The sequence below is a fragment of the Enterobacter cloacae complex sp. IR5428 genome, from assembly GCF_049238585.1.
GTDB classification, from domain to species: Bacteria; Pseudomonadota; Gammaproteobacteria; order Enterobacterales; family Enterobacteriaceae; genus Enterobacter; species Enterobacter intestinihominis.
On the sequence record NZ_JBMKHV010000001.1, the window covers coordinates 1 to 23,736 of the forward strand.

18 protein-coding genes and 1 pseudogene are annotated in these 23,736 nt (G+C 53.2%); 9 read left to right on the top strand and 10 right to left on the bottom strand.

Features of this window, described 5'->3' with window-relative positions; all coding sequences use genetic code 11:
• Positions 1 to 192: 192 nt before the first annotated feature.
• The 3 genes from ACOTXC_RS00005 to ACOTXC_RS00015 all read left to right on the top strand — a co-directional run bounded on the left by ACOTXC_RS00005 (position 193) and on the right by ACOTXC_RS00015 (position 4,296).
• On the top strand, positions 193 to 2,568 hold the full coding sequence (locus ACOTXC_RS00005; protein WP_421767263.1) for an SGNH/GDSL hydrolase family protein: 2,376 nt from the start codon (positions 193 to 195) through the stop codon (positions 2,566 to 2,568).
• Positions 2,569 to 2,722: 154 nt separating this feature from the next.
• On the top strand, positions 2,723 to 3,028 hold the full coding sequence (locus ACOTXC_RS00010; protein WP_421767264.1) for a hypothetical protein: 306 nt from the start codon (positions 2,723 to 2,725) through the stop codon (positions 3,026 to 3,028).
• Complete coding sequence (locus ACOTXC_RS00015; protein ID WP_421767265.1) at positions 3,028 to 4,296, top strand: Y-family DNA polymerase; 1,269 nt, start codon at positions 3,028 to 3,030, stop codon at positions 4,294 to 4,296. Before ACOTXC_RS00010 ends, ACOTXC_RS00015 begins: the two co-directional genes overlap by 1 nt.
• Before the next feature lie 312 nt (positions 4,297 to 4,608).
• On the opposite strand, the pseudogene ACOTXC_RS00020 reads toward ACOTXC_RS00015, so the two are convergent.
• A pseudogene (locus ACOTXC_RS00020) lies at positions 4,609 to 4,803 on the bottom strand (PTS sugar transporter subunit IIBC); the annotation flags it as partial.
• 179 nt (positions 4,804 to 4,982) lie between these two features.
• On the opposite strand from ACOTXC_RS00020, the gene ACOTXC_RS00025 reads away from it, so the two are divergent.
• Positions 4,983 to 6,011 carry a Mal regulon transcriptional regulator MalI gene (locus ACOTXC_RS00025; protein WP_421767266.1) on the top strand — a complete coding sequence of 343 codons (1,029 nt, stop codon included), beginning with the start codon at positions 4,983 to 4,985 and terminating at the stop codon, positions 6,009 to 6,011.
• A gap of 56 nt (positions 6,012 to 6,067) precedes the next feature.
• Here ACOTXC_RS00025 and ACOTXC_RS00030 read toward each other — a convergent pair whose 3' ends face one another.
• Together ACOTXC_RS00030 and manA are read right to left on the bottom strand one after the other, a co-directional pair.
• On the bottom strand, positions 6,068 to 7,594 hold the full coding sequence (locus ACOTXC_RS00030; protein ID WP_023299969.1) for a YdgA family protein: 1,527 nt from the start codon (positions 7,592 to 7,594) through the stop codon (positions 6,068 to 6,070).
• A gap of 99 nt (positions 7,595 to 7,693) precedes the next feature.
• The gene (gene manA / locus ACOTXC_RS00035; protein ID WP_421767267.1) at positions 7,694 to 8,869 is read right to left on the bottom strand and encodes a mannose-6-phosphate isomerase; all 1,176 of its coding nucleotides are present in this window, start codon (positions 8,867 to 8,869) and stop codon (positions 7,694 to 7,696) included.
• A gap of 199 nt (positions 8,870 to 9,068) precedes the next feature.
• Here manA and fumA point away from each other — a divergent pair, with 199 nt between their 5' ends.
• Complete coding sequence (fumA, locus tag ACOTXC_RS00040; protein ID WP_022647928.1) at positions 9,069 to 10,715, top strand: class I fumarate hydratase FumA; 1,647 nt, start codon at positions 9,069 to 9,071, stop codon at positions 10,713 to 10,715.
• A 182-nt stretch (positions 10,716 to 10,897) separates the two neighbouring features.
• A complete protein-coding gene (gene fumC, locus ACOTXC_RS00045) occupies positions 10,898 to 12,292 on the top strand; it encodes a class II fumarate hydratase (RefSeq protein WP_045308487.1) in 1,395 nt (464 codons plus the stop codon).
• Here fumC and tus read toward each other — a convergent pair whose 3' ends face one another.
• From tus to rstA, 4 genes are all read right to left on the bottom strand, one after another.
• Positions 12,293 to 13,222, bottom strand: a complete 930-nt coding sequence (tus, locus tag ACOTXC_RS00050; RefSeq protein ID WP_022647930.1) for a DNA replication terminus site-binding protein — start codon at positions 13,220 to 13,222, stop codon at positions 12,293 to 12,295. It lies immediately after the preceding gene.
• A gap of 74 nt (positions 13,223 to 13,296) precedes the next feature.
• Complete coding sequence (gene rstB / locus ACOTXC_RS00055) at positions 13,297 to 14,595, bottom strand: two-component system sensor histidine kinase RstB (RefSeq protein ID WP_421767268.1); 1,299 nt, start codon at positions 14,593 to 14,595, stop codon at positions 13,297 to 13,299.
• Positions 14,596 to 14,920: 325 nt separating this feature from the next.
• Positions 14,921 to 15,340, bottom strand: a complete 420-nt coding sequence (gene iraM, locus ACOTXC_RS00060) for an anti-adapter protein IraM (protein WP_032671145.1) — start codon at positions 15,338 to 15,340, stop codon at positions 14,921 to 14,923.
• Positions 15,341 to 15,729: 389 nt separating this feature from the next.
• A complete protein-coding gene (gene rstA, locus ACOTXC_RS00065; protein ID WP_032671147.1) occupies positions 15,730 to 16,446 on the bottom strand; it encodes a two-component system response regulator RstA in 717 nt (238 codons plus the stop codon).
• Between the two features lie 127 nt (positions 16,447 to 16,573).
• Between rstA and ACOTXC_RS00070 the strand changes: the two genes are divergently transcribed.
• Positions 16,574 to 16,909, top strand: a complete 336-nt coding sequence (locus ACOTXC_RS00070; RefSeq protein ID WP_022647934.1) for a GlpM family protein — start codon at positions 16,574 to 16,576, stop codon at positions 16,907 to 16,909.
• Here ACOTXC_RS00070 and folM read toward each other — a convergent pair.
• The 3 genes from folM to ydgH all read right to left on the bottom strand — a co-directional run bounded on the left by folM (position 16,906) and on the right by ydgH (position 20,180).
• Positions 16,906 to 17,628: a dihydromonapterin reductase gene (gene folM, locus ACOTXC_RS00075; RefSeq protein ID WP_022647935.1), complete on the bottom strand. Its 723-nt coding sequence runs from the start codon at positions 17,626 to 17,628 to the stop codon at positions 16,906 to 16,908. The genes ACOTXC_RS00070 and folM overlap by 4 nt on opposite strands.
• A gap of 39 nt (positions 17,629 to 17,667) precedes the next feature.
• Positions 17,668 to 19,050 carry an amino acid permease gene (locus ACOTXC_RS00080; RefSeq protein ID WP_192970711.1) on the bottom strand — a complete coding sequence of 461 codons (1,383 nt, stop codon included), beginning with the start codon at positions 19,048 to 19,050 and terminating at the stop codon, positions 17,668 to 17,670.
• A 185-nt stretch (positions 19,051 to 19,235) separates the two neighbouring features.
• Positions 19,236 to 20,180, bottom strand: coding sequence for a DUF1471 family protein YdgH (gene ydgH, locus ACOTXC_RS00085; protein WP_022647937.1), 945 nt, complete (start codon positions 20,178 to 20,180; stop codon positions 19,236 to 19,238).
• Between the two features lie 535 nt (positions 20,181 to 20,715).
• On the opposite strand from ydgH, the gene pntA reads away from it, so the two are divergent.
• Both pntA and pntB read left to right on the top strand, forming a co-directional pair.
• Positions 20,716 to 22,245 carry a Re/Si-specific NAD(P)(+) transhydrogenase subunit alpha gene (gene pntA, locus ACOTXC_RS00090; RefSeq protein WP_017384575.1) on the top strand — a complete coding sequence of 510 codons (1,530 nt, stop codon included), beginning with the start codon at positions 20,716 to 20,718 and terminating at the stop codon, positions 22,243 to 22,245.
• A gap of 10 nt (positions 22,246 to 22,255) precedes the next feature.
• Entirely contained in the window at positions 22,256 to 23,644 is a 1,389-nt protein-coding gene (pntB, locus tag ACOTXC_RS00095) for a Re/Si-specific NAD(P)(+) transhydrogenase subunit beta (RefSeq protein ID WP_022647939.1), read from the top strand.
• Positions 23,645 to 23,736: the final 92 nt, after the last annotated feature.

A 23,736-nucleotide genomic window follows, 5' to 3' on the forward strand; every position in this document is an offset into this window, starting at 1 on the left:
CCCGTCGCGCTATCTCATTGCGACAGTTGAGGAGCTGGACAGTCAGCTATGGACGGTCAACAGCATCAAACCGAACACAGATAACACGGTTTCCCTGACCGTCGCGGAATACAGCGACGCCATCTACGAATAAGAACCGCCCCCCCGACAAACCAAACCCGGCGAGAGTCCGGGTTTTTTTATGGAATAAATATGGCCACTACACCTACTAATCTGCCAGTACCTAGTGAATCTCCGTTCGATTTCAAATTCAACATAGGAAAAATCGACGAGGTTGTTACGTCAGAAAATCATGTTTATGTTGACAGGTTCGGCGATGAACATCGTACAATTGCGGGAATAAATTACGATGCGAATCAGGCAATTCTTAATTATGGCTATATCACGAAGGATTCTTTTGAAGATGGCAGCACCATTAGCCTTGCTAACGAGTGCCTACGCTGGAAGAGCAACGGGGAATATTACAGATGGGACGGAATCCTCCCCAAAGTAGTTCCCCCAGGATCTACTCCCGATAGTACTGGCGGTATTGGTGACGGGAAGTGGGTCAGTGTTGGGGATGCCGCTTTAAGGACAGAGCTAAACAACGGTAAATACCGCAGTGACGCATTAGCTGTAAAATATGTTCCAGGGGTCGTCATCGATGGCACGACAGATAACCGCGCAGCAGTATACGCTTACACAGGACAAATTTATGTTCCGAAGGGTGTCCAGCTACGCTGTAATTTCCTGCCAGACGATGATGTAACAAAATTCATCGGTGAAGGGAAAATTCTTACTCGTGATCCGTGGGGTAATGAGCATACCTTTGACGTGTCTTTATCTACACATGGCCCGAAGCTTACAGCACTTGGAACCATTGCTGAGTTCGCAAATAAACAAGGATATCCGTCTACAATATCTGATTGCAAAGTTGGCATTATTGGCGACTCCATTACTGATGGGGCGTATAGCAAGGACTGGGCTCCAAATCCAACAGATGCAAATGGTAACTTAAATTCAACAACTTATAATCACAACCTTAATGGCGGTAAATATTCATGGTTCCGTATATTTACAGATTGCCTGAACATGATATCAGACAGCACATCAAGCATATTTAAGGGGTATAACTGCGCTTCATCAGGCAAGAAACTATCAGATGGATGGGGCTACGCTAATATAGATTACGGTTTCTTCCAGAATGCTGATTATGGTAGAGCGGCGCCTGACGTGCTTTTCATCAGCCTTGGTTTTAATGATAACAGCGATTTACCCACCATCGGATTTGATGCTTATTTCCATGAGTTTGAGAAGCTTATCCGTAAGTCCTGGGGGTATGGCTGCCCGATCTGCTTCATAACCGTTAATAATAATGATGCGCCTAAAGCTTTTCTTGAGTTGGCAATTAAAAAACGCATTGAAAGACTATTCCCTAAAGTTGAGTTTCTAGATATCTCAAAGGCCACTACTGATGCGTATGCCGACATTGGCGAGTATTCGCTCCCTGATGTAGCTAAGCGTGATGGAGGAACTGTATTTGACCAGAGCCATCCATCAACCGTTGGTCATGCTTATCTTGGGGCATATGCGGCCAAAGAGGTGTTTAAGGAAAGGGTTTATTTGGCCAGTAAAAACAAAAATGTAATCCCTACAACTCAGTTGTCCTTTATCGGTTTTGGTTTCCCTTCTGGCGCCAGGTATTATCCGTCAATTTCCAATCTGAGTGGAGGAGATTATCTTGATGCTCTCGGTGGTTGGGGGGTTATCACCCCATCATCTGAAAATGTTACGTGCAGGTACTTTGTGTGGAGTGACTCAAGCGATATTTCAGTTACACTGTTCGAGCCTTATAATCCCACCTATACAACTTCAGGCCGTGTGAACCAATTCTCTGTTATCCTTAATGATATCAGGAATGCTGCATATCTGTCAGGGCCGGTTGCGAGTAATGGCATGGCATCATTCACGGGCAAGCAGACAACAAATATCGGAACTCTTAAAAAGGGTCTCAATATTATATCCGTATCTTATGACGGGGCGCCTTCAAGAGTTTACCCTCCGGGATTAATGTTCAGGGAGCCAATGAAACAAATTTTCACTGGATTTAACTTCATTGCGCTAAATGCTGCACAAATAAAAGGTGTGTCAGGTAATGACCCTTCGGTCAATGATTTGACTTTAGGATATAGCTTATCAACACCTGACGATGAAGCTCCTGATATGGTTAATGGAGTCAAGGCATACCAGGTATCAACAGTCGATCTGGAGTCTATGCCAGTTGGCACCATGGTGCTTTTTAACTACAAACAAAAGCAGAAGTCCGGATGTGGCATAAGCAGAACCGCTACAGGCACTATCAACTTCTATACGATGAGTAATGGCACGCTAACCTCGGTAGCTACATCCTCCGTTGACGTGACAGGAAAGGTAAGAGTTATTAAAGGTGGTGACACCATCACTCTATACCCAACCTCAGGAAACTCTGTTTCGCAAAATATAAGTGGATTTTCTGGCGGTAAAACCTGCATGATGAATGCGGGAACAGCATCATTCACTGTTGCTTTGCTTTCTGCATTCTCTAAATAGTATGAACTAGCCCGTCATAATGACGGGCTATAATTCAACAAGTAAATGTCTATCTAATTTAACCACTTACAAGTCAATTCTGCCTCAGGGCTTGATCGACAATGTCGCTTAATATTACTGTGTATGCATACAGTAATATTAAGGGTGGTTAGATATGAAGCCTGCATCTCAAAGTTACAAACTTGAGCAGTTGTGTGGCGTTAACCGCTACTCCTGCTTGGTTGAAACGTCAGGCGGTTATGCGCTTTTTCAGCCTGATCTTGTGCCATCCAACGGAACACGCGTGCTGGTAAATGCGTTCGGACAACTACAGTTCGCGGTCGTTATGGGCGGGTCGCTCATCACCGAAGACGGTGAAAGCATAGAAGGTGATGCTTTAGATGAAGTCGATGTCATGGGAGTGGTGACCTTTTTTATCAATGGCGCTGCGGCGTTCACAGACGACAACCCGGTGATGTGATGTTTGCCCTGGTCGATGTGAACTCATTTTATGCCAGCTGTGAAACAGTATTCAGACCAGACCTGCGCGGGCTGCCTGTTGTCGTTCTGTCCAATAATGACGGGTGTGTTATTGCACGTAGCGCAGAAGCAAAGGCTGCCGGGATCGCGATGGGTGAGCCGTTCTTCAAGCAGAAGGATTTGTTCCGGCGCGCTGGTGTTGTTTGCTTCAGCAGCAACTACGAGCTCTATGCAGACATGTCCAGCCGGGTAATGACCACGCTGGAAGAAATGAGCCCGCGCGTGGAGATTTACAGCATAGACGAAGCCTTTTGCGACCTGACCGGCGTAAGGAACTGCCGGGACCTGACTGAATTTGGGAGAGAAATCCGCGCGACGATATTACAGCGAACACATCTTACAGTGGGGGTCGGCATAGCTCAGACCAAGACGCTGGCTAAGCTGGCTAACCATGCTGCGAAAAAATGGCAGCGGCAGACGGGCGGGGTGGTTGACCTCTCAAACGTCGACCGGCAGCGAAGGCTACTGGCGCTTGTTCCTGTGGAGGATGTCTGGGGCGTTGGCCGGCGCATCAGCAAGAAGCTGAACGCTATGGGCATCAAAACGGCGCTGGATCTCTCAGAACAGAGCACGTGGATTATCCGTAAGCACTTTAATGTGGTGCTGGAGCGAACCGTCCGTGAGCTGCGCGGCGAGCCATGCCTGGATCTGGAAGAGTTCGCGCCGGTGAAGCAGGAAATTGTATGCAGCCGATCTTTTGGCGAACGCATTACTGACTATGAGCAAATGCGGCAGGCTATTTGCAGCTACGCGGCCCGTGGTGCTGAAAAGCTTCGCGGCGAGCACCAGTATTGCCGTTTTATATCCGCTTTCGTCAAGACCTCTCCATTTGCCCTTAATGAGCCGTATTACGGAAACAGCGCATCGGTAAGGCTGCTCACGCCAACTCAGGACAGCAGAGACATCATCAACGCCGCGGTAAAGTGTCTGGACAAAATATGGAAGGACGGTCACCGGTACCAGAAAGCGGGCGTCATGCTGGGTGACTTCTTCAGTCAGGGGGTGGCCCAGCTCAATCTGTTCGACGACAGTGCTCCCCGAGCTGGTAGCGAGAAGTTAATGGAAGTACTGGATCACCTGAATGCAAAGGACGGAAAGGGCACGCTCTATTTTGCCGGGCAGGGTATACAGCAGCAGTGGCAAATGAAGCGAGAAATGCTGTCGCCTCGATACACTACGAGATTTTCAGATTTGCTTGTTGTCCGATAAAAGAGGTGCGCACCTGATAAATCTTACAATCGGATCGGTGGTGATTATTCTGATGGTATGGGAAGGCGTAAAGCGGCAAGTTGCGAAACTGGAAGGAGCTACGCAAAGTTGAGGCGATGGGGCGGGTGACGTTCTTCATCAACAGCGTGATGCAGGATGACAGGGTGGTGTGATGGGGCATGGGTGGGGCATTAAGTTACCGCGAAACGACGTTAGTTCATTGCACATGACAAATCGTATCGCGGCAACATAGCAGAAGTTACCGCACATCAATCCAACATCAAGCCACTTCGTTAAAAGACTTAATAGTCTCCAGATGAAGATCGCCTGAAGTACCGGATTTCCGAGGAAAGGGATTAGAGTAATGACGTCATGGCTGCTTAACGAGCTGCCGATCCCCAGCATGATCCCGCAAAAAGAGAGAAGCGCCACGGGCAGCATAAAGGTTTTGCCCAGTTGCTGGAAAAACTCCCACAGCGATATTTTTTGTGCTGCTTTCGTCGTCATAAAACGACTCCTTAAATGGTAGAAAGAGATTTAACGACCGCGATGGGGCGAAAAGATAAAACGTTTTATCAAACTTTAGTGCGCGCTAAATCACATTCTCAGGCTTTTACTGGTAGTATAAAGATAACGTATTGATAAAACGTTTTAGCGATCTCATTATCAAGGAGTCACGCCACCACATGGCTGTAGCGAAAAAGATCACCATCAACGATGTCGCGCTGGCGGCGGGGGTTTCCGTTAGCACCGTTTCGCTGGTATTGAGCGGGAAAGGGCGCATCTCTCCTGCTACGGGTCAGCGCGTCAACGAGGCCGTTGAGCAACTGGGCTTTGTGCGTAATCGCCAGGCGTCGGCGCTGCGCGGTGGGCAAAGCGGGGTGATAGGGCTGATTGTTCGCGACCTCGCGTCGCCGTTTTATGCAGAACTGACCGCCGGGCTTACCGAGGCGCTTGAAGCGCAGGGACGAATGGTTTTCCTGCTCCACGGTGGGCGCGAACCGAAGCAACTGCTCTCCAGGCTGGATATGCTGCTGACGCAAGGGGTGGATGGGGTGATCGTGGCCGGCGCGTCCGGTGTGGGCAGTGAATTGTGTGAGCGCGCGGCGCAGAAAGGCGTACCGCTGGTGTTTGCGTCGCGCGCCAGCTATCTCGACGAAGCCGATACCCTTCGGCCGGATAACATGCAGGCCGCGCAAATGCTGACCGAGCATCTTATTCATCGCGGCCATCAGCGCATCGCCTGGCTCGGCGGTAAAAGCTCGTCCCTGACGCGTGCCGAGCGGGTGGGCGGTTACTGCTCCACGCTCATCAAATACGGCTTGCCGTTTCACAGCGAATGGGTGGTGGAGTGTGAATCCAGCCAGAAAAAAGCCGCCGAAGCCATCGGCACGTTGCTTCGCAACAGCCCGACGATCAGCGCGGTGATTTGCTATAACGATGTGATTGCGATGGGGGCGTGGTTCGGCTTGATCCGCGCCGGACGCCAGAGCGGTGAGGGCGGGGTAGAAACGTTCTTCGGCCATCAGGTGGCGCTGGGGGCATTTGCGGATGTCGGTGAAAATGCGCTAGACGATCTCCCCATCGTCTGGGCGACGACGCCGGCTCGTGAAATGGGATACACCCTGGCAGACCGAATTATGCAGCGTATTGAAAATACGGACGTGCAGGCCGGGCATCAGATTGTGGCGGCGCGGTTAGTGACGGTGAAGTAATCTCCGCTGCACATCGCCTGGCAATAAAAAAACCCCTCATGCGAGGGGTTTTTCGTTTACTGCTGCGGTACTGCTGGCGGCGCTGCCGGTTCAGCCGGTGCCGGAATGCCCAGCGTCGGCATACCAAACATGCCGACAAAATCTTCCAGCGGCATTTTATCGCCGTTGAGCGTTACCTGGCCATTAGCATATTGCAGGCTGGTGGAAATGGTGTTGTCTTCCACCTTCGTGATGCGGAACATCTGGCCCATCGCCGCCAGGCCTTTCACCTGTTGGTTTGCCAGTTTACCTGCATCTTCTTCACCATACCCTTCGAGTTTCGCAATCTGCGTCATGAACTCGGTTGCCATATCCATCGGGATGGTCAGCTTGCTGTCGAGCGATTTCACGCTGCGGTCAACTTCCTGCGCCAGGGTCTGCGGCTCGCCGGTCGCGGCCGCCGGATCCTTCAGGAACAGCGACAGGTTGAAGTTGGTTTCGCCTTTGTCGTTTTTCCAGCTCAGTGGCGCAACGGTAATTACCGGCTCGCCTTTCAGCAGGATCGGCAGGTTATTAAACAGCACGGCCATCGCCTGCTGCTGGTACGCCTGCGGGTTCTGTTGCAGGGCGGCATCGGTCAGCAGAGCCTGACTCTCTTTGCTGTATTTCTGGCTAAATTCGTGCCATGCCTGGCCGTCAATGTTGCCAATTTTCAGTGACAGCTTGCCGGTACCCAGGTCCTGATTCTGTACTTTCAGGCTTTTCAGGCTGTAATCCAGCTGGGTGTTGATGCTTTTACCGTCTTTGGAAACGTCAGACTTGCCGTCCAGATCCATGCCTTCCAGCACTGCCATCTCTTTACCTTCAATCGCAATGGCGATCTTATCGAGGCTCAGCGTCTGATCGCCAATACGCTCGTCAAAATCGGTCATACGGCTATTGCCGCTGGCTTTCAGGTTGTTGAAGGTAAGCTGGACCTTCTGGTTATATTCATTGACTGAATTCACCAGGCCGCTGGCGGCATCGCCGGTCAGAGAGACATTCTTGCCGTCGCGATCGGCATCAAGCTGGAAATTACCGCCGCTGAAGGCGACTTTATCGGTGCCTTGTTCGTAATTCAGCGCTTTCAGGTCGATGTCGGAACGCGTATCACCGGCATAGCTGATGCGGGTATTGATCTCGAACGGCGACTCATTTTTCGCCATATCGAAAATTGGCTTCGTCACCTCGTTATTTACCAGTACGGTTCTGGCGGATGCCATAGAGGGGATCAGGTTAAACTTTTTCAACTGTGCCAGCGGGAACGGACCGTGGCTGACCACTTCATCCAGTACCACGCTCTGGCCCGGTTTCAGCCAGGCGTTCTGATTGCCCGCTACCGGCTTCACCACCACCTGCATATGGCTGGTAAAGACGCCACGCTGGTAGTTCTGGTAGCTCAGCTCCAGACCTGCTTCAGGCGCGCTGCGCTTAATCTCGCTGTTTGCCTGCGCCATCATCTCTGCCAGACGGCTTTCCAGCTGTTTCCCGGTATACCAGGAAGCACCCGTCCAGATCACGCCTAAAGCAACAATCACTCCTACCGCTACGACCGATTTTTTCATTGCGATTATCCCTAAAATGAAACCAGGCGGTTAAAACCGCCTGGTGTTACAACGCCTGTTACTAGCTTAGCAAGAGTTGTTAAAAAATTCAGTAAGTCCCTAAAGCTTATTAAAAACGCGCGCCAGGCGACCAGTGCCGCTCACGAAGACAGGCGACTCGTTTGCCGGGACAAAAGCGGACTCCCCCGGTTTAAGCAGCAGACGCTCGCTACCGTTATGCAACGTCGCTTCGCCTTCCACACAGAACAGGATCGCGGCGCTCTCCTGTGCAATGGCGGTTTCGTCTGCGCTGAGGTCATGCAGGGAGAAGGCAAAATCGTCAACCGGAATCGGGAAGTCCAGCTCTGCGCCGTTTTTCACCGGCTGAGTAAGCAGCTCCGCAGCAGGTTTCGCCACGAACTTCACGTTGGCAACCAGCTCAGTGATGTCGATGTATTTTGGCGTCAGGCCCGCGCGCAGTACGTTATCGGAATTAGCCATCACCTCCAGCGCCACGCCGTTCAGGTAGGCGTGCGGGGTTTCAGCGAACAGGAACATTGCTTCGCCCGGGTTGAGCTTCACCACGTTCAGCAGCAGCGGAGAGAAGAGGCCGCTGTCGTCCGGATAAAACGCGGAAATTATGCGAATGGTGTCCCATGGCTCACCCTGCTGGCCGTTCAGCGCGGCTTTCAGCACCGCCAGCGCGTGGGATTTTTCCTCGCCCTGCATATTCAACAGGCTGGCAAACAGCGCGCTCAGGGCTTCTGCGTTCGGGTTTTCCAGGAAGTGGGCGATCGCGTTGTGAGCCCCAGCGACCGGTTGCAGCAGGGAGATGATCTCGGAAAACTCGCGGAAGGCATTCATCGCCAGGAAAGGGGTAAGGGCGAAAACCAGTTCCGGCTTGTGGTTAGGATCTTTGTAGTTACGCTCTGCGGCGTCTAACGGAATACCGGCGGCATTTTCTTTGGCAAAGCCCAGCTCAGAGGCTTTTTTGTTCGGGTGAACCTGAATGGAGAGCGGCTGGTCGGCGCACAATACCTTGAACAGAAAAGGCAGCTCACCAAAACGATTCGCCACTTTATCGCCGAGCAGCGCGGCTTTGTCGGCATCGATGACATCACGCAGGCTGCGCACCTGGCCGCTGGCATCTTCAATTTTTGAGCTGCTCTTCGGGTGCGCGCCCATCCACAGCTCTGCCATCGGCAGGTTGTCCGGGTTGGCGATACCGTAGAGATCCGTTAACGCAGTTTTACTTCCCCAGGCGTAGTTTTGCACTGAGTTGATGAGTTTTTGCATTATCAAGCCCTGATTCATATGTGGAATTAACTTCGCGTATTAAAGCAATAAACCGAATGGAAGTAACCTGGGGATGTAAAAAGTCGTACTAGTCTCAGTTTTTGTTAAAAAATTGTGTAGGATAAGCTGACTCGCTTTTAAGCCGGGCAGCGGAACATCTGCCCTGAATAAACAGACCGAAGCAGTAAGTGAGAGAATAATGTCGAATAAACCCTTCCATTATCAGGATCCTTTCCCCCTCAGTCAGGATCGGACCGAGTATTACCTGTTAACCCGCGATTACGTTTCTGTCTCTGAGTTTGAAGGGCAGGAGATCCTCAAAGTTGACCCGCAGGCGCTGACGCTGCTGGCGCAGCAAGCCTTCCACGATGCTTCCTTTATGCTCCGTCCGGCGCATCAGCAGCAGGTTGCCGATATTTTGAGCGATCCGGAAGCCAGCGAGAACGACAAGTACGTTGCCCTGCAATTCCTGCGTAACTCTGATATCGCGGCGAAAGGCATTCTGCCGACCTGCCAGGACACCGGCACGGCGATTATCACCGGTAAAAAAGGCCAGCGCGTCTGGACCGGCGGCGGTGACGAAGCGGCGCTGGCGCGCGGCGTTTACAATACCTACACCGAAGATAACCTGCGCTATTCGCAAAACGCGGCGCTGGATATGTACAAAGAGGTGAACACCGGCACCAACCTGCCTGCGCAGATTGACCTCTACAGTGTCGACGGTGACGAGTACAAATTCCTCTGCATTGCCAAAGGCGGCGGTTCAGCCAACAAAACCTATCTTTACCAGGAAACCAAAGCGCTGCTTACCCCGGGCAAGCTGAAGAACTATCTGGTTGAGAAGATGCGCACCCTCGGCACGGCGGCCTGCCCGCCGTACCATATCGCGTTTGTGATTGGCGGTACGTCTGCTGAAAGCACCCTGAAAACCGTTAAGCTGGCCTCAACCAAATACTACGATGGCCTGCCAACGGAAGGTAACGAACATGGTCAGGCGTTCCGCGACGTGCAGCTTGAGCAGGAATTGCTGGCCGAAGCGCAGAATCTGGGGCTGGGCGCGCAGTTTGGCGGCAAATACTTCGCGCATGACATTCGCGTGATCCGCCTCCCGCGCCACGGTGCATCCTGTCCAGTGGGGATGGGCGTGTCGTGCTCTGCGGATCGTAACATCAAAGCGAAGATCAACCGCGACGGCATCTGGATCGAAAAGCTGGAGAACAACCCGGGCAAATACATCCCTGAAGAACTGCGTAAAGCGGGTGAGGGCGAAGCGGTACGCGTTGACCTGAATCGCCCAATGAAGGAGATCCTGGCGCAGCTTTCGCAGTATCCGGTTTCAACGCGCCTTTCTCTGAACGGGACGATTATTGTTGGCCGCGACATCGCCCATGCGAAGCTGAAAGAGCGCCTGGACAACGGTGAAGGGCTGCCGCAGTACATTAAAGATCACCCGATCTACTACGCAGGCCCGGCAAAAACGCCTGATGGGTATGCTTCCGGCTCGTTAGGCCCAACCACGGCGGGCCGTATGGACTCCTACGTCGACCAGTTGCAGGCCAACGGTGGCAGCATGATCATGCTGGCGAAAGGCAACCGCAGCCAGCAGGTGACGGACGCGTGCCACAAGCACGGCGGCTTCTACCTCGGCAGCATCGGCGGCCCGGCAGCGGTGCTGGCACAGGGCAGTATCAAGAGCCTGGAGTGCGTGGAGTACCCGGAACTGGGAATGGAAGCGATCTGGAAAATTGAAGTGGAAGACTTCCCGGCGTTCATTCTTGTGGATGACAAAGGTAACGACTTCTTCAAACAGATCCAGTCTTCCCAGTGTTCGGCGTGTGTGAAGTAATTCTGTAAATTGCCGGGTGGCGCTGACGCTTACCCGGCCTACATTCTCGTAGGTCGGGTAAGGCGCAGCCGCCACCCGACATCAAAAAGAGCGCACAAAGCGCCATAACGTTTCTCAGAAGTCATCAATACTTATCTCTTAAGCATGTGAGCAATCCCATCTTTGTTATCAAGGAGTAAGTAATGACAATGCATCGCCGCGAGAAAGACTCCATGGGCGCCATCGACGTCCCGGCCGACAAGCTATGGGGCGCGCAAACCCAGCGTTCGCTGGAGCATTTCCGCATTTCGACAGAGAAAATGCCCGTCTCGCTAATCCAGGCGCTGGCGTTAACCAAACGCGCTGCCGCCAAAGTCAATCAGGATCTGGGCCTGCTGGATGCCGATAAAGCCTCCGCCATCATCAATGCCGCCGACGAAGTGCTGGCGGGCAAACATCCCGACGAATTCCCCCTTGCCATCTGGCAGACCGGCTCAGGCACCCAGAGCAACATGAACATGAACGAGGTGCTGGCGAACCGCGCAAGCGAGCTGCTTGGCGGCGTACGCGGCATGGAGCGGAAGGTTCACCCGAACGATGACGTGAATAAAAGCCAGAGTTCCAACGACGTGTTCCCGACGGCCATGCACGTGGCGGCCGTCATCGCTATCCGCGAGCAGCTTATCCCGCAACTCAACGTGCTCAAATCTACGCTTAACGAGAAAGCGCAGGCTTTCAGCGACATTGTAAAAATTGGTCGTACGCACCTGCAGGACGCCACGCCGCTGACGCTTGGCCAGGAGATCTCCGGCTGGGTGGCGATGCTGGAGCACAATCTTAAGCATATAGACAACAGCCTGCCGCATCTGGCGGAGCTGGCGCTCGGCGGAACGGCGGTTGGCACCGGGTTAAACACCCATCCCGAGTACGCGGTGCGCGTGGCCGAAGAGCTGGCGAAGATCACCGGGCAGCCGTTTGTTACCGCCCCGAATAAATTCGAAGCGCTGGCGACCTGTGATGCGCTGGTCCATACCCATGGCGCGCTGAAAGGGCTGGCAGCCTCGCTGATGAAAATCGCCAACGACGTGCGCTGGCTGGCCTCCGGCCCGCGCTGCGGCATCGGCGAAATCAGCATTCCGGAAAACGAGCCGGGCAGCTCCATTATGCCGGGTAAAGTAAACCCGACGCAGTGCGAAGCCATGACCATGCTGTGCTGTCAGGTGATGGGTAATGACGTTGCGGTCAACATGGGCGGCGCGTCGGGTAACTTCGAGCTTAACGTCTATCGCCCGATGGTGATCCACAACGTACTGCAATCGATTCGTCTGCTGGCCGATGGCATGGAGAGCTTTAACGAGCACTGCGCGGTGGGCATTGAGCCTAATCGCGAGCGAATCAGCCAGCTGCTGAATGAGTCCCTGATGCTGGTCACGGCGCTAAACACCCATATTGGTTATGACAAAGCGGCCGAAATCGCTAAAAAAGCGCACAAAGAGGGGCTTACCCTGAAAGCCTCTGCGCTGGCGCTGGGCTACCTGACGGACGCCGAGTTTGATGCCTGGGTCCGCCCGGAAGCGATGGTGGGCAGCATCAGGTAATCACTGCGCCACATACAGGTGCAGCCGCGGGATAATCAGCTGTAGCGGCTGCGCCTGGGGTTTATAGCGATGCTGAACGTTTTCAGCATCGTAGTTCAGCAGTTCTCCGATATCCGGCACCACCGCACCCTGATCGGCATCGTAGAGCGCAATCAGCGGTGTCGGGCAGGCGTATTGCACCTGCTTTTGCTGTCCGGCATACCAGACACGAGCGATAGGCTGCACCTTCACCGGACGCTTTATTTTAAGACGGGTATCAGCCGGCAGGGAGGCAATGCTGTGGTACTCCTGCTCCAGCCGTTCAATCCACTGTTCCCGCGACCACGGGGCGACCGTTCGCGGCGATTTCAGGCTTTTCTCCAGCTGAGCCAGGATCTCGTCGCGCGTGAAGTTTTTAATGATGTGCTTGTTGGCCCAGCCGAAGCGCAGCGTGGCGGGGTGGCGCAGTACCGTCAGCGTGCGGTAAGCATTCAGGGTGATCAGCCCCGGAAGCTGGCGATGCACCCATTCAAAACGGGCAGCCGGTGCCAGCCCGGATTCAACGGTCACGATTTTCTCGAAGGCGGCTTTCAGCGTATTAATATGCGTAATTTGCGCCTCAATGGCTTCACGCGTTGCGGTATCCGTTTGCAGACAGATGACGCCGGGCAGGCGAACGGCGGCCTTACTGCTGCGATTTTCGGACTGCTGCTGGATGAAAAGGCGGCGATAGTGCTGCAACGTCAGTTCCAGCGCCACTTTACCGATATGCTGCGTTACCTCAATGGTGTTCAGCGGGTCGTGTTCCGCGCCTTTCGCCACCTCGGGCAGGGAAAAGACGCGGGCGGCCAGCAGGCGGCAGCCCTGTAGTTGCGCCGTCAGGGTCAGTAACGCCTGCTCTATTTCCCGAAATGTGGTGTTAAGCCTTTCGATGAGATCGTAAGTCGCCATAATAGCCCTTAATTAGTTACAACATACTACTGATATAGCACAACACGCCGGGTCAGGCCAGCGTGCGGTTTAGGTCAGGCAGGTACGGGAAGAGGAATGTTGTGATAGATCGGCCAGCTAAAGACGAACCGGGCCCCGCCCAGCTCGCTCGCTTCGCAGCGAACCGAACCGCCCATCGCCTGGGCAATAGAACGGACAATAGCCAGCCCCAGACCACAGCCGCCGGTAGCACGGTCGCGGCTGGGGTCGAGGCGCACAAACGGCTCGAAAACTTTTTCACGCTCCGCTGGCTCAATACCGGGGCCATCGTCTTCCACACACAGAATTGCCTGGCTCCCCTGCAAATCTAAACCTATGCGCAGCGTGGTTTCGCTGTAGCGCATGGCGTTGTTCATCAGATTATCCAGCACGCGTTCCATCAGGCGCATGTCCAGCGCGCCGTACGCGCCGGGGGTAATGGCTGTCAGCAGTTTTCGCTGAGGGTTAACGCTCTGCACATCGTTAATATGCGTCTGTAGCCAGACGGGAAGATCCGGCGTACTGAGGTGCAACTCCGTCTGAGGCCGATCGAGGCGGGCATAGGTCAGCAGCTCTTCAATCAGCGCTTCAAGCTGGCCAATATCCCGATTGAGGGCCTGCGATTCCGCGGCGGTGAGGTTCTCGCTCATCTCCAGGCGATAACGCAGGCGTACCAGCGGAGTGCGCAGTTCATGCGCAATACCGTCGATAAGCTGCTTCTTGCTGGCAATCAGGGCGTTGATGTTATCGGCCATCTGGTTAAAGGCAATACCGAGACGGTCAAAACTGGAACCGCTATCGAAATGTATGCGTTCAGTTAAATGACCCTCCCCAAAACGGTGTGCGGCGGATTCCAGTTTCAGCATGTCCTGCCAGTGCGGTCGCATCCAGATGAACACAGGGAAAGCGAGCGAGATGGCAATAAAGCCCAGCAGGGCGAGATCCAGCAGGCGCATCTGGTGCAGGTAATAGAGATAGGGCACTGGCCCGACGGCCAGGACATAGTGGCTGCGCGGTATACGCTGAATGAAGGTATATTTCTCGTCCAGGGCGACGATGTCTCCGTCGCGCAAACGCTGCATCGCCGGCGGCGCTAAATCAAAATCCTTCATGGGTTCGATACGCAGATCAAACGACAGATTCAGATCCAGCTCTTTTAACGTACGTGCCCAGTCATGCGGAGGAATTTCGCGCAGCTCGCTACGCATCAGGTAGAGCGAGCTTTTCATCAGATCGTCCAGGGATTGTCTGCCCGCACGCTCTGCGGTGAACTTATAGACCAGCCCGACCAGCATGGTCATCACCAGAAAGCAGACAAACAGCAGTAAATAAAACTGAACAAACAGCTTCTTCATTAATTTCACCGAAACAGGGGCTTCACTACACGTCTTTTACCAGCAGGGTCGCTATGGGCGCAAGTCAGGCATGATGCGTTGAAAAGGGGTATTCGTCGAAAGGTAATAAAACACGGCATCGCTTTATTCCATCAATGCCCGGGTAATCCGTTTACGCTTCGCTATACGAGTTTATTTGCGATTGAGAGTATTTGTGAATCAGAATAACAATGACAAAGGCCACCTGCGGGTGGCTTTATTTATGGCGTTTACCACTGAGAGGTATCCGGCGCAAACGGTGTGACAAAGATACTTATCTTTGTAACCTGAACATTACCAACATTCGTTAATGTCTGGATTTGACTGTGCTGACAATCAGTGGATTCGTGATAAACCCATGCGGACACTTACGCGCGTTGCAATGCACCGCGTAGGTACATATCTCCTCTTCCTGGTTTCGATTGTATGGGCAGGCCATCTTGTTTTTAATTTCACTCCATAACATCTCGTTGTAAGGGGAGATGTTGTATATCGATATTGGCTTGAAAACACCATTAATGAAGACGCCATTCTTTGTCGGATATATCCTATCGCCGGGGTACAAATAGACATCGCTTTCATACCAAATGATGAGTTTCAAGAACTTGAGTCCCAAGATGCTTGAATAAACGATCCCCGTGTTAGGACAAATTACCGAGCTAATGACTCTCCATGACATTGCTATACCTCGTTCATTAAATAATTGAGAGAGTATAAGGTTTAGCATGAGAATTAGATTTCTGCAAACGCGTAAGCTATTGAAAAAGATCGATATTATTTATATGCTAACTATATCCCCTTTGTTTTCATAAGGATAAGATAATAATTTAGTCAATTGTAAAGTTCATTTTTAACACAATGTGCATTTAAGTGACGGATTTTTGATCGATAATGGTTCCTGAACTGCTGAATATATATTGTACTATAGCAATGAAATACATTAGAGCTACTTTTGTTTACGCGAAAAATGCACATCGAAATTGAACAGGTAAGAGCAATGTGATCAAGGGATATTTCATGACTAACGATGCATATAATCGAAAACTTACGACGTATACCGATAACATTCCTGATGCATCGCAAGTTAGTTTTCGAAATTTACTGTGTGGTTTTTTTTCAGGTTTCCCATGCGTGCGGGGCAAACAGGTAGCCCTTATTACGTACGGTTTTAATGCGGTAGGGCTCGGTGGCGCTGTCCTGCAGTTTTTTTCGCAGGCGAGAAATCGCCACATCAACGCTACGATCCATTCCGTCGTAACTTACGCCGCGCAGATTTTTCAGCAATGCATCCCGGTCCATAATTTGCCCGGCATGAGTTGCCAGCTCCCACAGCAGGTCAAAATCTGCGGTTGAGAGCGCAATTAGCTCCCCGGAAAGCATAACCTGTCGGTTGACCGGGTCGATAGAAAGCGTGCCGAACCGCATCGCCTTATGCGGCGTTAAAGAGGGCGCAGGCGCTTCACGCTCAGCGCTGGCACGCTGACGCAGATGAAGGCGCAAACGGGCAAGCAGGACCGCCGGCGGCGTGGTTTTCAGGATGTAGTCATTCGCGCCCATCTCAAGGGACAGAATATGATTCATATCGCTGTCGAGAGAGGTCAGCAGCACGATCGGGCCGTCCCACTTCGCGCGCAGATCCCGGCAAAGCGTCATGCCATCTTTTCCGGGCAGCATAATGTCCAGCAACACCAGGTCCGGATTTTCGCGGGTGACGACGTCTTCAGCGCGATCGCCACGAGGTTCGACAACCACTTCAATATCATGTTTACCCAGATAAGCGGCGATCAATTGACCCACTTCAGGTTCATCTTCAACATAAACAATCTTATTCATACTACGTCTGTCATCGCGAAAAACGTCAACATACACCGCACAACCTTAACCTTCCATTAATCTTTCATAATTAGCCGGAGTTCCGTTATCCTGCACGGGAATGTTATTTGATTGTTAAGGGAAAAGAATGGGGCTGTTGATCAAAGCCGCGCTGGGTGCGCTGGTCGTGCTGCTGATTGGGGTGCTGGCTAAAACGAAGAACTACTACATTGCCGGGCTTATCCCGCTGTTTCCCACCTTTGCGTTAATTGCGCACTATATTGTGGCCTCTGAGCGGGGTATAGAGGCGCTGCGTGCCACCATTGTATTCGGGATGTGGTCAATCATCCCGTATTTCATCTATCTGCTGTCGCTGTGGTACTTCACCGGTTTTCTGCGTCTGCCCCTGGCGCTGGGCGGGGCGGTGGTCTGCTGGAGCCTCAGCGCCTGGGTGCTCATCTTCTTCTGGAGCCGCTTTCACTAGCGCAGCGGGCGGCCACCGTCCACGGCAAACGTCCTTCCCGTGACGTAACAGCTGGTCAGCAGATAATCGATCAGGTCGATCACCTCTTTCTCGCCGGGCGCAATTTTCATCAACGATTTGTTAAGCGCCTGCTGACGATACTCGGCATCATCGCCCTCGTTAAATAAAATCATCGCCGGGGCAATCGCGTTGACTTTTACCTCGGGGGCCAGCTTGCGCGCGAACGAGCGAGTCATATTATCCAGCGCGGCTTTGCTGGCCGCGTAGGCGATGTGTTTATCGCTGCCTCGCTCCACCACGTAATCGGTGAAATGGATAATGTCGCCTGCGGCATGGCCGTGTCCGCGTAGCAGATCCTGTAGGGCATGGTTGAGCAGATAAGGCGCATTAACGTGGATCTGCATCATGCAGGCGAGCGTTTCGCTGAGCGAATGTCCTGCTTTTTCAGGAAGCCAGGTACTGGCGTTGTGAATAACCGCCCGCAGCCCGGGGGTGGTCGATTTCACTTTTTCCGCGAAAGCAAGAATACCTTCATCCGTGGAGAAATCCGCCTGAATGCAGACGGCTCCGGCATGTCGTAGCCCTTCAATGGAGGGATATTCCGTGCGGTAACTGACGATAACCGGATGGCGAAGATTGAGAAAGTGATGGGCGAGGGCGAGGCCGATGCGACGGCCTGCGCCAGTGATCAATATTGGGCGTTGCTGCGTGTGTCCCATCGTAATCTCCTTTTCAGTTCAACAATGGGACAGGCGGCGCTATCCCATTAACATCCACGTTGCCGGTACGGCAGCGACTAACAGCAAACCTATCAACGCCATTTCGCGGCGCTTAAGAGCATTATCAAGCTGATGCGTACGGCGAGCGTAGATAAATACCAGCAGGCCTGGCGCGTAGAGCACCACGGACAGCAGCAGATGCATCGGGCCGGAAGCATACAATAACCATAGACCGTAAATACAGGCACCTACGCCTACCGCATAGTGTGCCGGGCGGGTCGCAATTTTTAACAGATATGCGCCCACTAAGAAATAGGGTACCAGAATCATCTCGGAGGCGATGGTCAGCAGCGTGTTATAGTCCGAACCTGTGAGCCAGATCAGCACCAGACAGACCTGCACGCTGATGTTGGTGAGCCACAGAGAAGCCGATGGCGCACTGTTTTTATTCTGACGGGCAAACAGGCGCGGGAACGCTTTGTGCGTGGCGGCCAGGAACGGAACTTCTGCCGCCATAATGGTCCAGCTCAGGTACGCGCCGCAGACGGAGACAATCAAACCTGCCGCGATAACCACATCACCCCAGGGACCGAGCATTTTCACCATCAGCCCGGCCATGGACGGATTACGCATCTCCGCCAGTTCAGGGCGGGCCACCACACCGAGCGACAGCAGCGTCACCAGCAGATAAACGCCCAGCGCCGCCAGGACGGCCAGCAGCGTGGCGCGTCCCACGTCGCGTTTGTTACGCGCGCGGGCAGAAACCACGACGGCACCTTCAACACCGATGAACACCCACAGGGTAATCAGCATGGTATTTTTCACCTGCTCCCAGACGGGAACGCCCAACGCAATACCGCTGAAATCGAGCTTAAAGACATCGAGACGGAAGGCGAGGAAGGCCAGCACGACGAACAGGCCAAGCGGCACCAGCTTGGCCAGCGTCGCCACCAGGTTAATGCTGGCCGCGGTCTGAACACCGCGCAAAATCAACCAGTGAACAATCCACAGCAGCACCGAGGCGCCGACGATGGACTGCCAGGTATTGCCGTCACCAAACAGGCGCAGTTCGGGCGTATCGGTAAAGAAACTGAGCGCCGAGAAGACGATAACCAGATAGGAGACGTTGGCGATCACCGCGCACAGCCAGTAGCCCCAGGCGGAGCAGAAGCCAATCAGCTCGCCAAAACCTTCACGGGCGTAAGTGAATATTCCGCCGTCCAGATCCGGTCGGATACGCGTCAGCAGCAGCATGGCGAACGCCAGCAACAAAATCCCGACGCCGGTGATGCCCCAGCCAATCAATAATGCGGCCGGGCTGGCGACGGCCGCCATGTTCTGCGGCAAACTGAATACGCCCGCGCCCAGCATTGAGCTCAATACAAGTGCAGTTAACGCACTCAGGCCAAGTTTCTTTTCCATTGGCTTCCTGTTATGAAAAGTCCAAATCCAGAATAATTATTTCGCTAAGGCGCATAAAAATGGTGGATCACGCTAAGGCGCGGGATTTTACGGAGTGTGACGGATGCATGCAATGACATGGGGCAGAAATCAGAAAAAAAGTAACAAAAAAGGCGGCACTGCGCCGCCTTTATGAAACCGTTTTGTTACTTGTACAGATCAGCACTGATGGTCAGGTTGTTGCCACGTTCCTGCCACTGGCGGGTGATGTGGTAATACTTCGCGCCTTTCTTCGCAGCACGCTTCGCCACCTGATAGGAGATTTCTGTCATGTTGCCATAGTTGCCCGTAAACTTGATGCTGTCGAACGGCACCATCTGCGCGGCAGTGGCTTTGTTCAGCTCTTCAATTTTCGTGCCGTCTGGTAACGTAACGGTATAACGACCGCCTTTGGTGGATTGGGTTTCAAAGAAACGACCCACTTCTGCGCTTGGTGCCGCAGACGTTGCTACGCCCGGAATTTCAACTTTCTTCGCTTCTTCACCGCCTTTTGCTAACGCAGCACGACCGGCTTCTGAATCCGCTGGAATCGCATCCGGGCTTTGCACTACGCGTTTTTTCGCATCTTGCTTATAGATGAAGGCGGTAATGCGCTGGTTTCCGCCCTGGTTGGCATCAACCTGACGCACGATATAAAACGCGTAAGCGCCTTTTTCTCTCGCGGCTTTGGTGATGGCATCGTTAACTTCAGGCTGGCTGCGGTAGAAGCCCTGAACGGTCACGGTGTCATACGGTTCCAGCTGAACAGCCTGATCTTTCGGCAGTTCAACAATGCCGTTAATAACGCGGTTTTTCTGTTCATCTGCCTTTGGGGCATTCTCTTTGTACAGCGCAACAGTCACGCGCTGGTTACCGCTGTTGCCCTGATCGGACTGGTCAACAACGTAAAACGAGGCAGCGCCGTTTTTATCGGCGGCTTTTGATGCGGCGGCGACGGCATCGCCAATGGAATTATACCGACCCACAATGACCGTATGGTCAAAAGGTTTTAACGCTGCCGCTTGCTCCGGCGTCAACTCTGTCGCAGCATTCGCTGACAGGGCGGTCGCGGAAAGAAGTGCGGACGCCAGGAGTGTGTTCTTAAGCTTCATAAAAATAATCCTTCGCCTTGCGCAAACCATGTACTGGTGTTGTTGTTAATTTGAGACGGTCCCGATTATGGCATTTAACACCCGTCGCTGTCTGCGGCATTTTTCACAGCCTGTGCTCAGCAAAGGACCTGATTCGATAACATTTTGTGATATGTGGAAAAAACAGGCGTTTCACAAGAAAAACTGATTAAGCATATGACTTTTACAAGTTAATTTAATGTTAATGAGTTGTTCTTTTATGGCGCTATATCATGTTTTTACCGCTTCGCTTGCGCGATTTATCGGTCCTGAAGGCGAATTTAAGGTAAATATCTCTGTCAGTGACCCCGATCGCTTATTTTTCACAGATAAAATAAGAAATAGTGTTTTCTGGCGGTAGATCACGGGCGCTATTTTCAGTAGGTTATAGAAAGTTTGTTACTGTTTTATTTTCCGGGGTTAATCATTCTCCGTCGTTATCGCGATGGTGAAAATTGATACGAACCGCGGGCAATTATCGACAAACCATCATCACAAACCGATGGAAGGGAAAACTATGCGTATTGGGGTACCAAAAGAACGGTTAGCCAATGAAACCCGCGTAGCGGCAACACCAAAAACGGTGGAGCAACTGCTTAAACTGGGTTTTACCGTCGCGATTGAAAGCGGCGCGGGCAAACTGGCGAGTTTCGATGACGAGGCCTTTACTCAGGCTGGCGCGGACGTAGTGGACGGTGCTGAGGTCTGGCAATCACCCATTATTCTGAAGGTAAACGCACCGGAAGAGAGTGAAATTGAACTGCTGAACGCGGGCACGACGCTTGTGAGCTTTGTCTGGCCAGCCCAAAACCCGGAGCTGATGGAGAAGCTGGCGGCACGCGGTGTCACCGTGATGGCGATGGATTCCGTGCCGCGTATTTCGCGCGCGCAGTCTCTGGATGCGCTGAGTTCTATGGCAAACATTGCCGGCTATCGCGCCATTGTCGAAGCTGCGCATGAGTTTGGTCGCTTCTTTACCGGTCAAATTACGGCCGCAGGCAAAGTACCACCCGCGAAGGTGATGGTAATTGGTGCCGGTGTGGCAGGTCTTGCCGCCATTGGGGCCGCAAACAGCCTGGGCGCTATTGTTCGTGCGTTTGATACCCGGCCGGAAGTGAAGGAGCAGGTGCAGAGTATGGGCGCCGAATTCCTTGAGCTGGACTTCAAGGAAGAAGCGGGCAGCGGTGATGGTTACGCGAAGGTCATGTCTGAAGCCTTTATTAAGGCGGAAATGGCGCTTTTTGCGGCGCAGGCAAAAGAGGTGGACATCATTGTCACCACCGCGCTTATTCCGGGTAAACCGGCACCGAAGCTGATCACCCGTGAGATGGTGGATTCCATGCAGCCGGGCAGCGTGATTGTCGATCTGGCGGCGCAAAACGGCGGTAACTGTGAGTATACCGTGCCAAATCAGGTCACGACGACCGCGAACGGCGTGAAGGTGATCGGTTATACCGACCTGCCAGGACGTCTGCCAACCCAGTCCTCTCAGCTGTACGGCACGAACCTCGTTAATCTGCTGAAGCTGCTCTGCAAAGAGAAAGACGGCAACATCACCGTTGATTTTGATGATGTGGTGGTGCGCGGCGTGACCGTGGTGCGTGAAGGGGAAATCACCTGGCCTGCACCGCCGATACAGGTTTCCGCTCAGCCTCAGGCTGCGCCGAAAGCGGCGCCTGAGCCTGCAGAACCAGCGAAACCTGCGTCGCCGTGGCGCAAATACGCCATCATGGCGCTGGTCATTATCCTGTTTGGCTGGCTGGCGGACGTCGCGCCAAAAGAGTTCCTTGGCCACTTCACCGTCTTCGCGCTCTCCTGCGTGGTGGGTTACTACGTCGTGTGGAACGTTTCCCATGCGCTGCATACCCCGCTGATGTCGGTTACCAATGCCATCTCCGGGATTATCGTGGTTGGGGCATTGCTGCAAATTGGTCATGGCGGCTGGATCAGCTTCCTGAGCTTCATTGCAGTGCTGATCGCCAGTATCAATATTTTCGGTGGTTTCACCGTGACTCAGCGCATGCTGAAAATGTTTCGTAAAGGCTAAGGGGTAGCATATGTCTGGAGGATTAGTTACAGCCGCATACATTGTTGCTGCAATCCTGTTTATTTTCAGTCTGGCGGGGCTTTCCAAACACGAAACGTCTCAGCAGGGAAATAACTTTGGTATCGCCGGGATGGCGATTGCGCTGATTGCCACCATCTTTGGGCCGGACACCGGCAACGTGGCGTGGATCCTGGTGGCGATGATCATCGGTGGTGCGATTGGTATTCGTCTGGCGAAACGCGTTGAAATGACCGAGATGCCGGAGCTGGTTGCTATTCTGCACAGCTTCGTGGGTCTGGCCGCGGTGCTGGTGGGCTTCAACAGCTATCTGTACCACGAACCGGGTCTGGAACCGATTCTGGTGAACATCCACCTGACCGAAGTGTTCCTCGGCATCTTCATTGGCGCGGTGACCTTCACCGGCTCAATCGTGGCGTTCGGCAAACTGCGCGGGAAGATCTCTTCCAAACCGCTGATGCTGCCTAACCGCCACAAGCTGAATCTGGCGGCGCTGGTCGTTTCCTTTGTGCTGCTGGTGGTCTTCGTGCGTACCGAAAGCGTAGGCTTGCAGGTGCTGGCGTTACTGGTGATGACCATTATCGCGCTGGCCTTCGGCTGGCATCTGGTGGCGTCTATCGGCGGGGCAGATATGCCGGTAGTCGTCTCCATGCTGAACTCCTATTCCGGTTGGGCAGCGGCGGCAGCAGGCTTCATGCTGAGCAACGACCTGCTGATTGTCACCGGTGCGCTGGTCGGTTCTTCCGGTGCGATCCTGTCTTACATCATGTGTAAGGCGATGAACCGCTCGTTTATTAGCGTCATCGCGGGTGGCTTCGGTTCTGACGGTTCATCAACCGGTTCTGATGAGGAAGTGGGTGAACACCGTGAAATCAGTGCGGAAGACACCGCAGAGATGCTGAAAAACTCGCATTCCGTTATCATCACCCCGGGCTATGGCATGGCGGTGGCGCAGGCGCAGTATCCGGTGGCGGAAATCACCGAGAAACTGCGCGCGCGCGGTATCAAGGTTCGCTTTGGTATTCACCCGGTGGCGGGGCGTCTGCCAGGCCACATGAACGTGCTGCTGGCGGAAGCGAAGGTGCCTTACGACATCGTTCTGGAAATGGACGAGATCAACGATGATTTCGCCGACACCGACACCGTGCTGGTGATTGGCGCCAACGACACCGTTAACCCGGCGGCGCAGGACGATCCGCGCAGCCCGATTGCGGGTATGCCTGTTCTCGAAGTGTGGAAGGCGCAGAACGTCATTGTCTTCAAACGCTCTATGAACACCGGCTATGCTGGCGTGCAGAACCCGCTGTTCTTTAAAGATAACACCCACATGCTGTTTGGCGACGCCAAGGCCAGCGTGGATGCGATTCTGAAATCTCTTTAATTCCGCTTCATCCTGTCAAACCGCCCCTGGGGGCGGTTTTCTTATTTCTGCGGTCAGCTATTCTCCTCTGTCTATACTTTACCCTTTGTGTA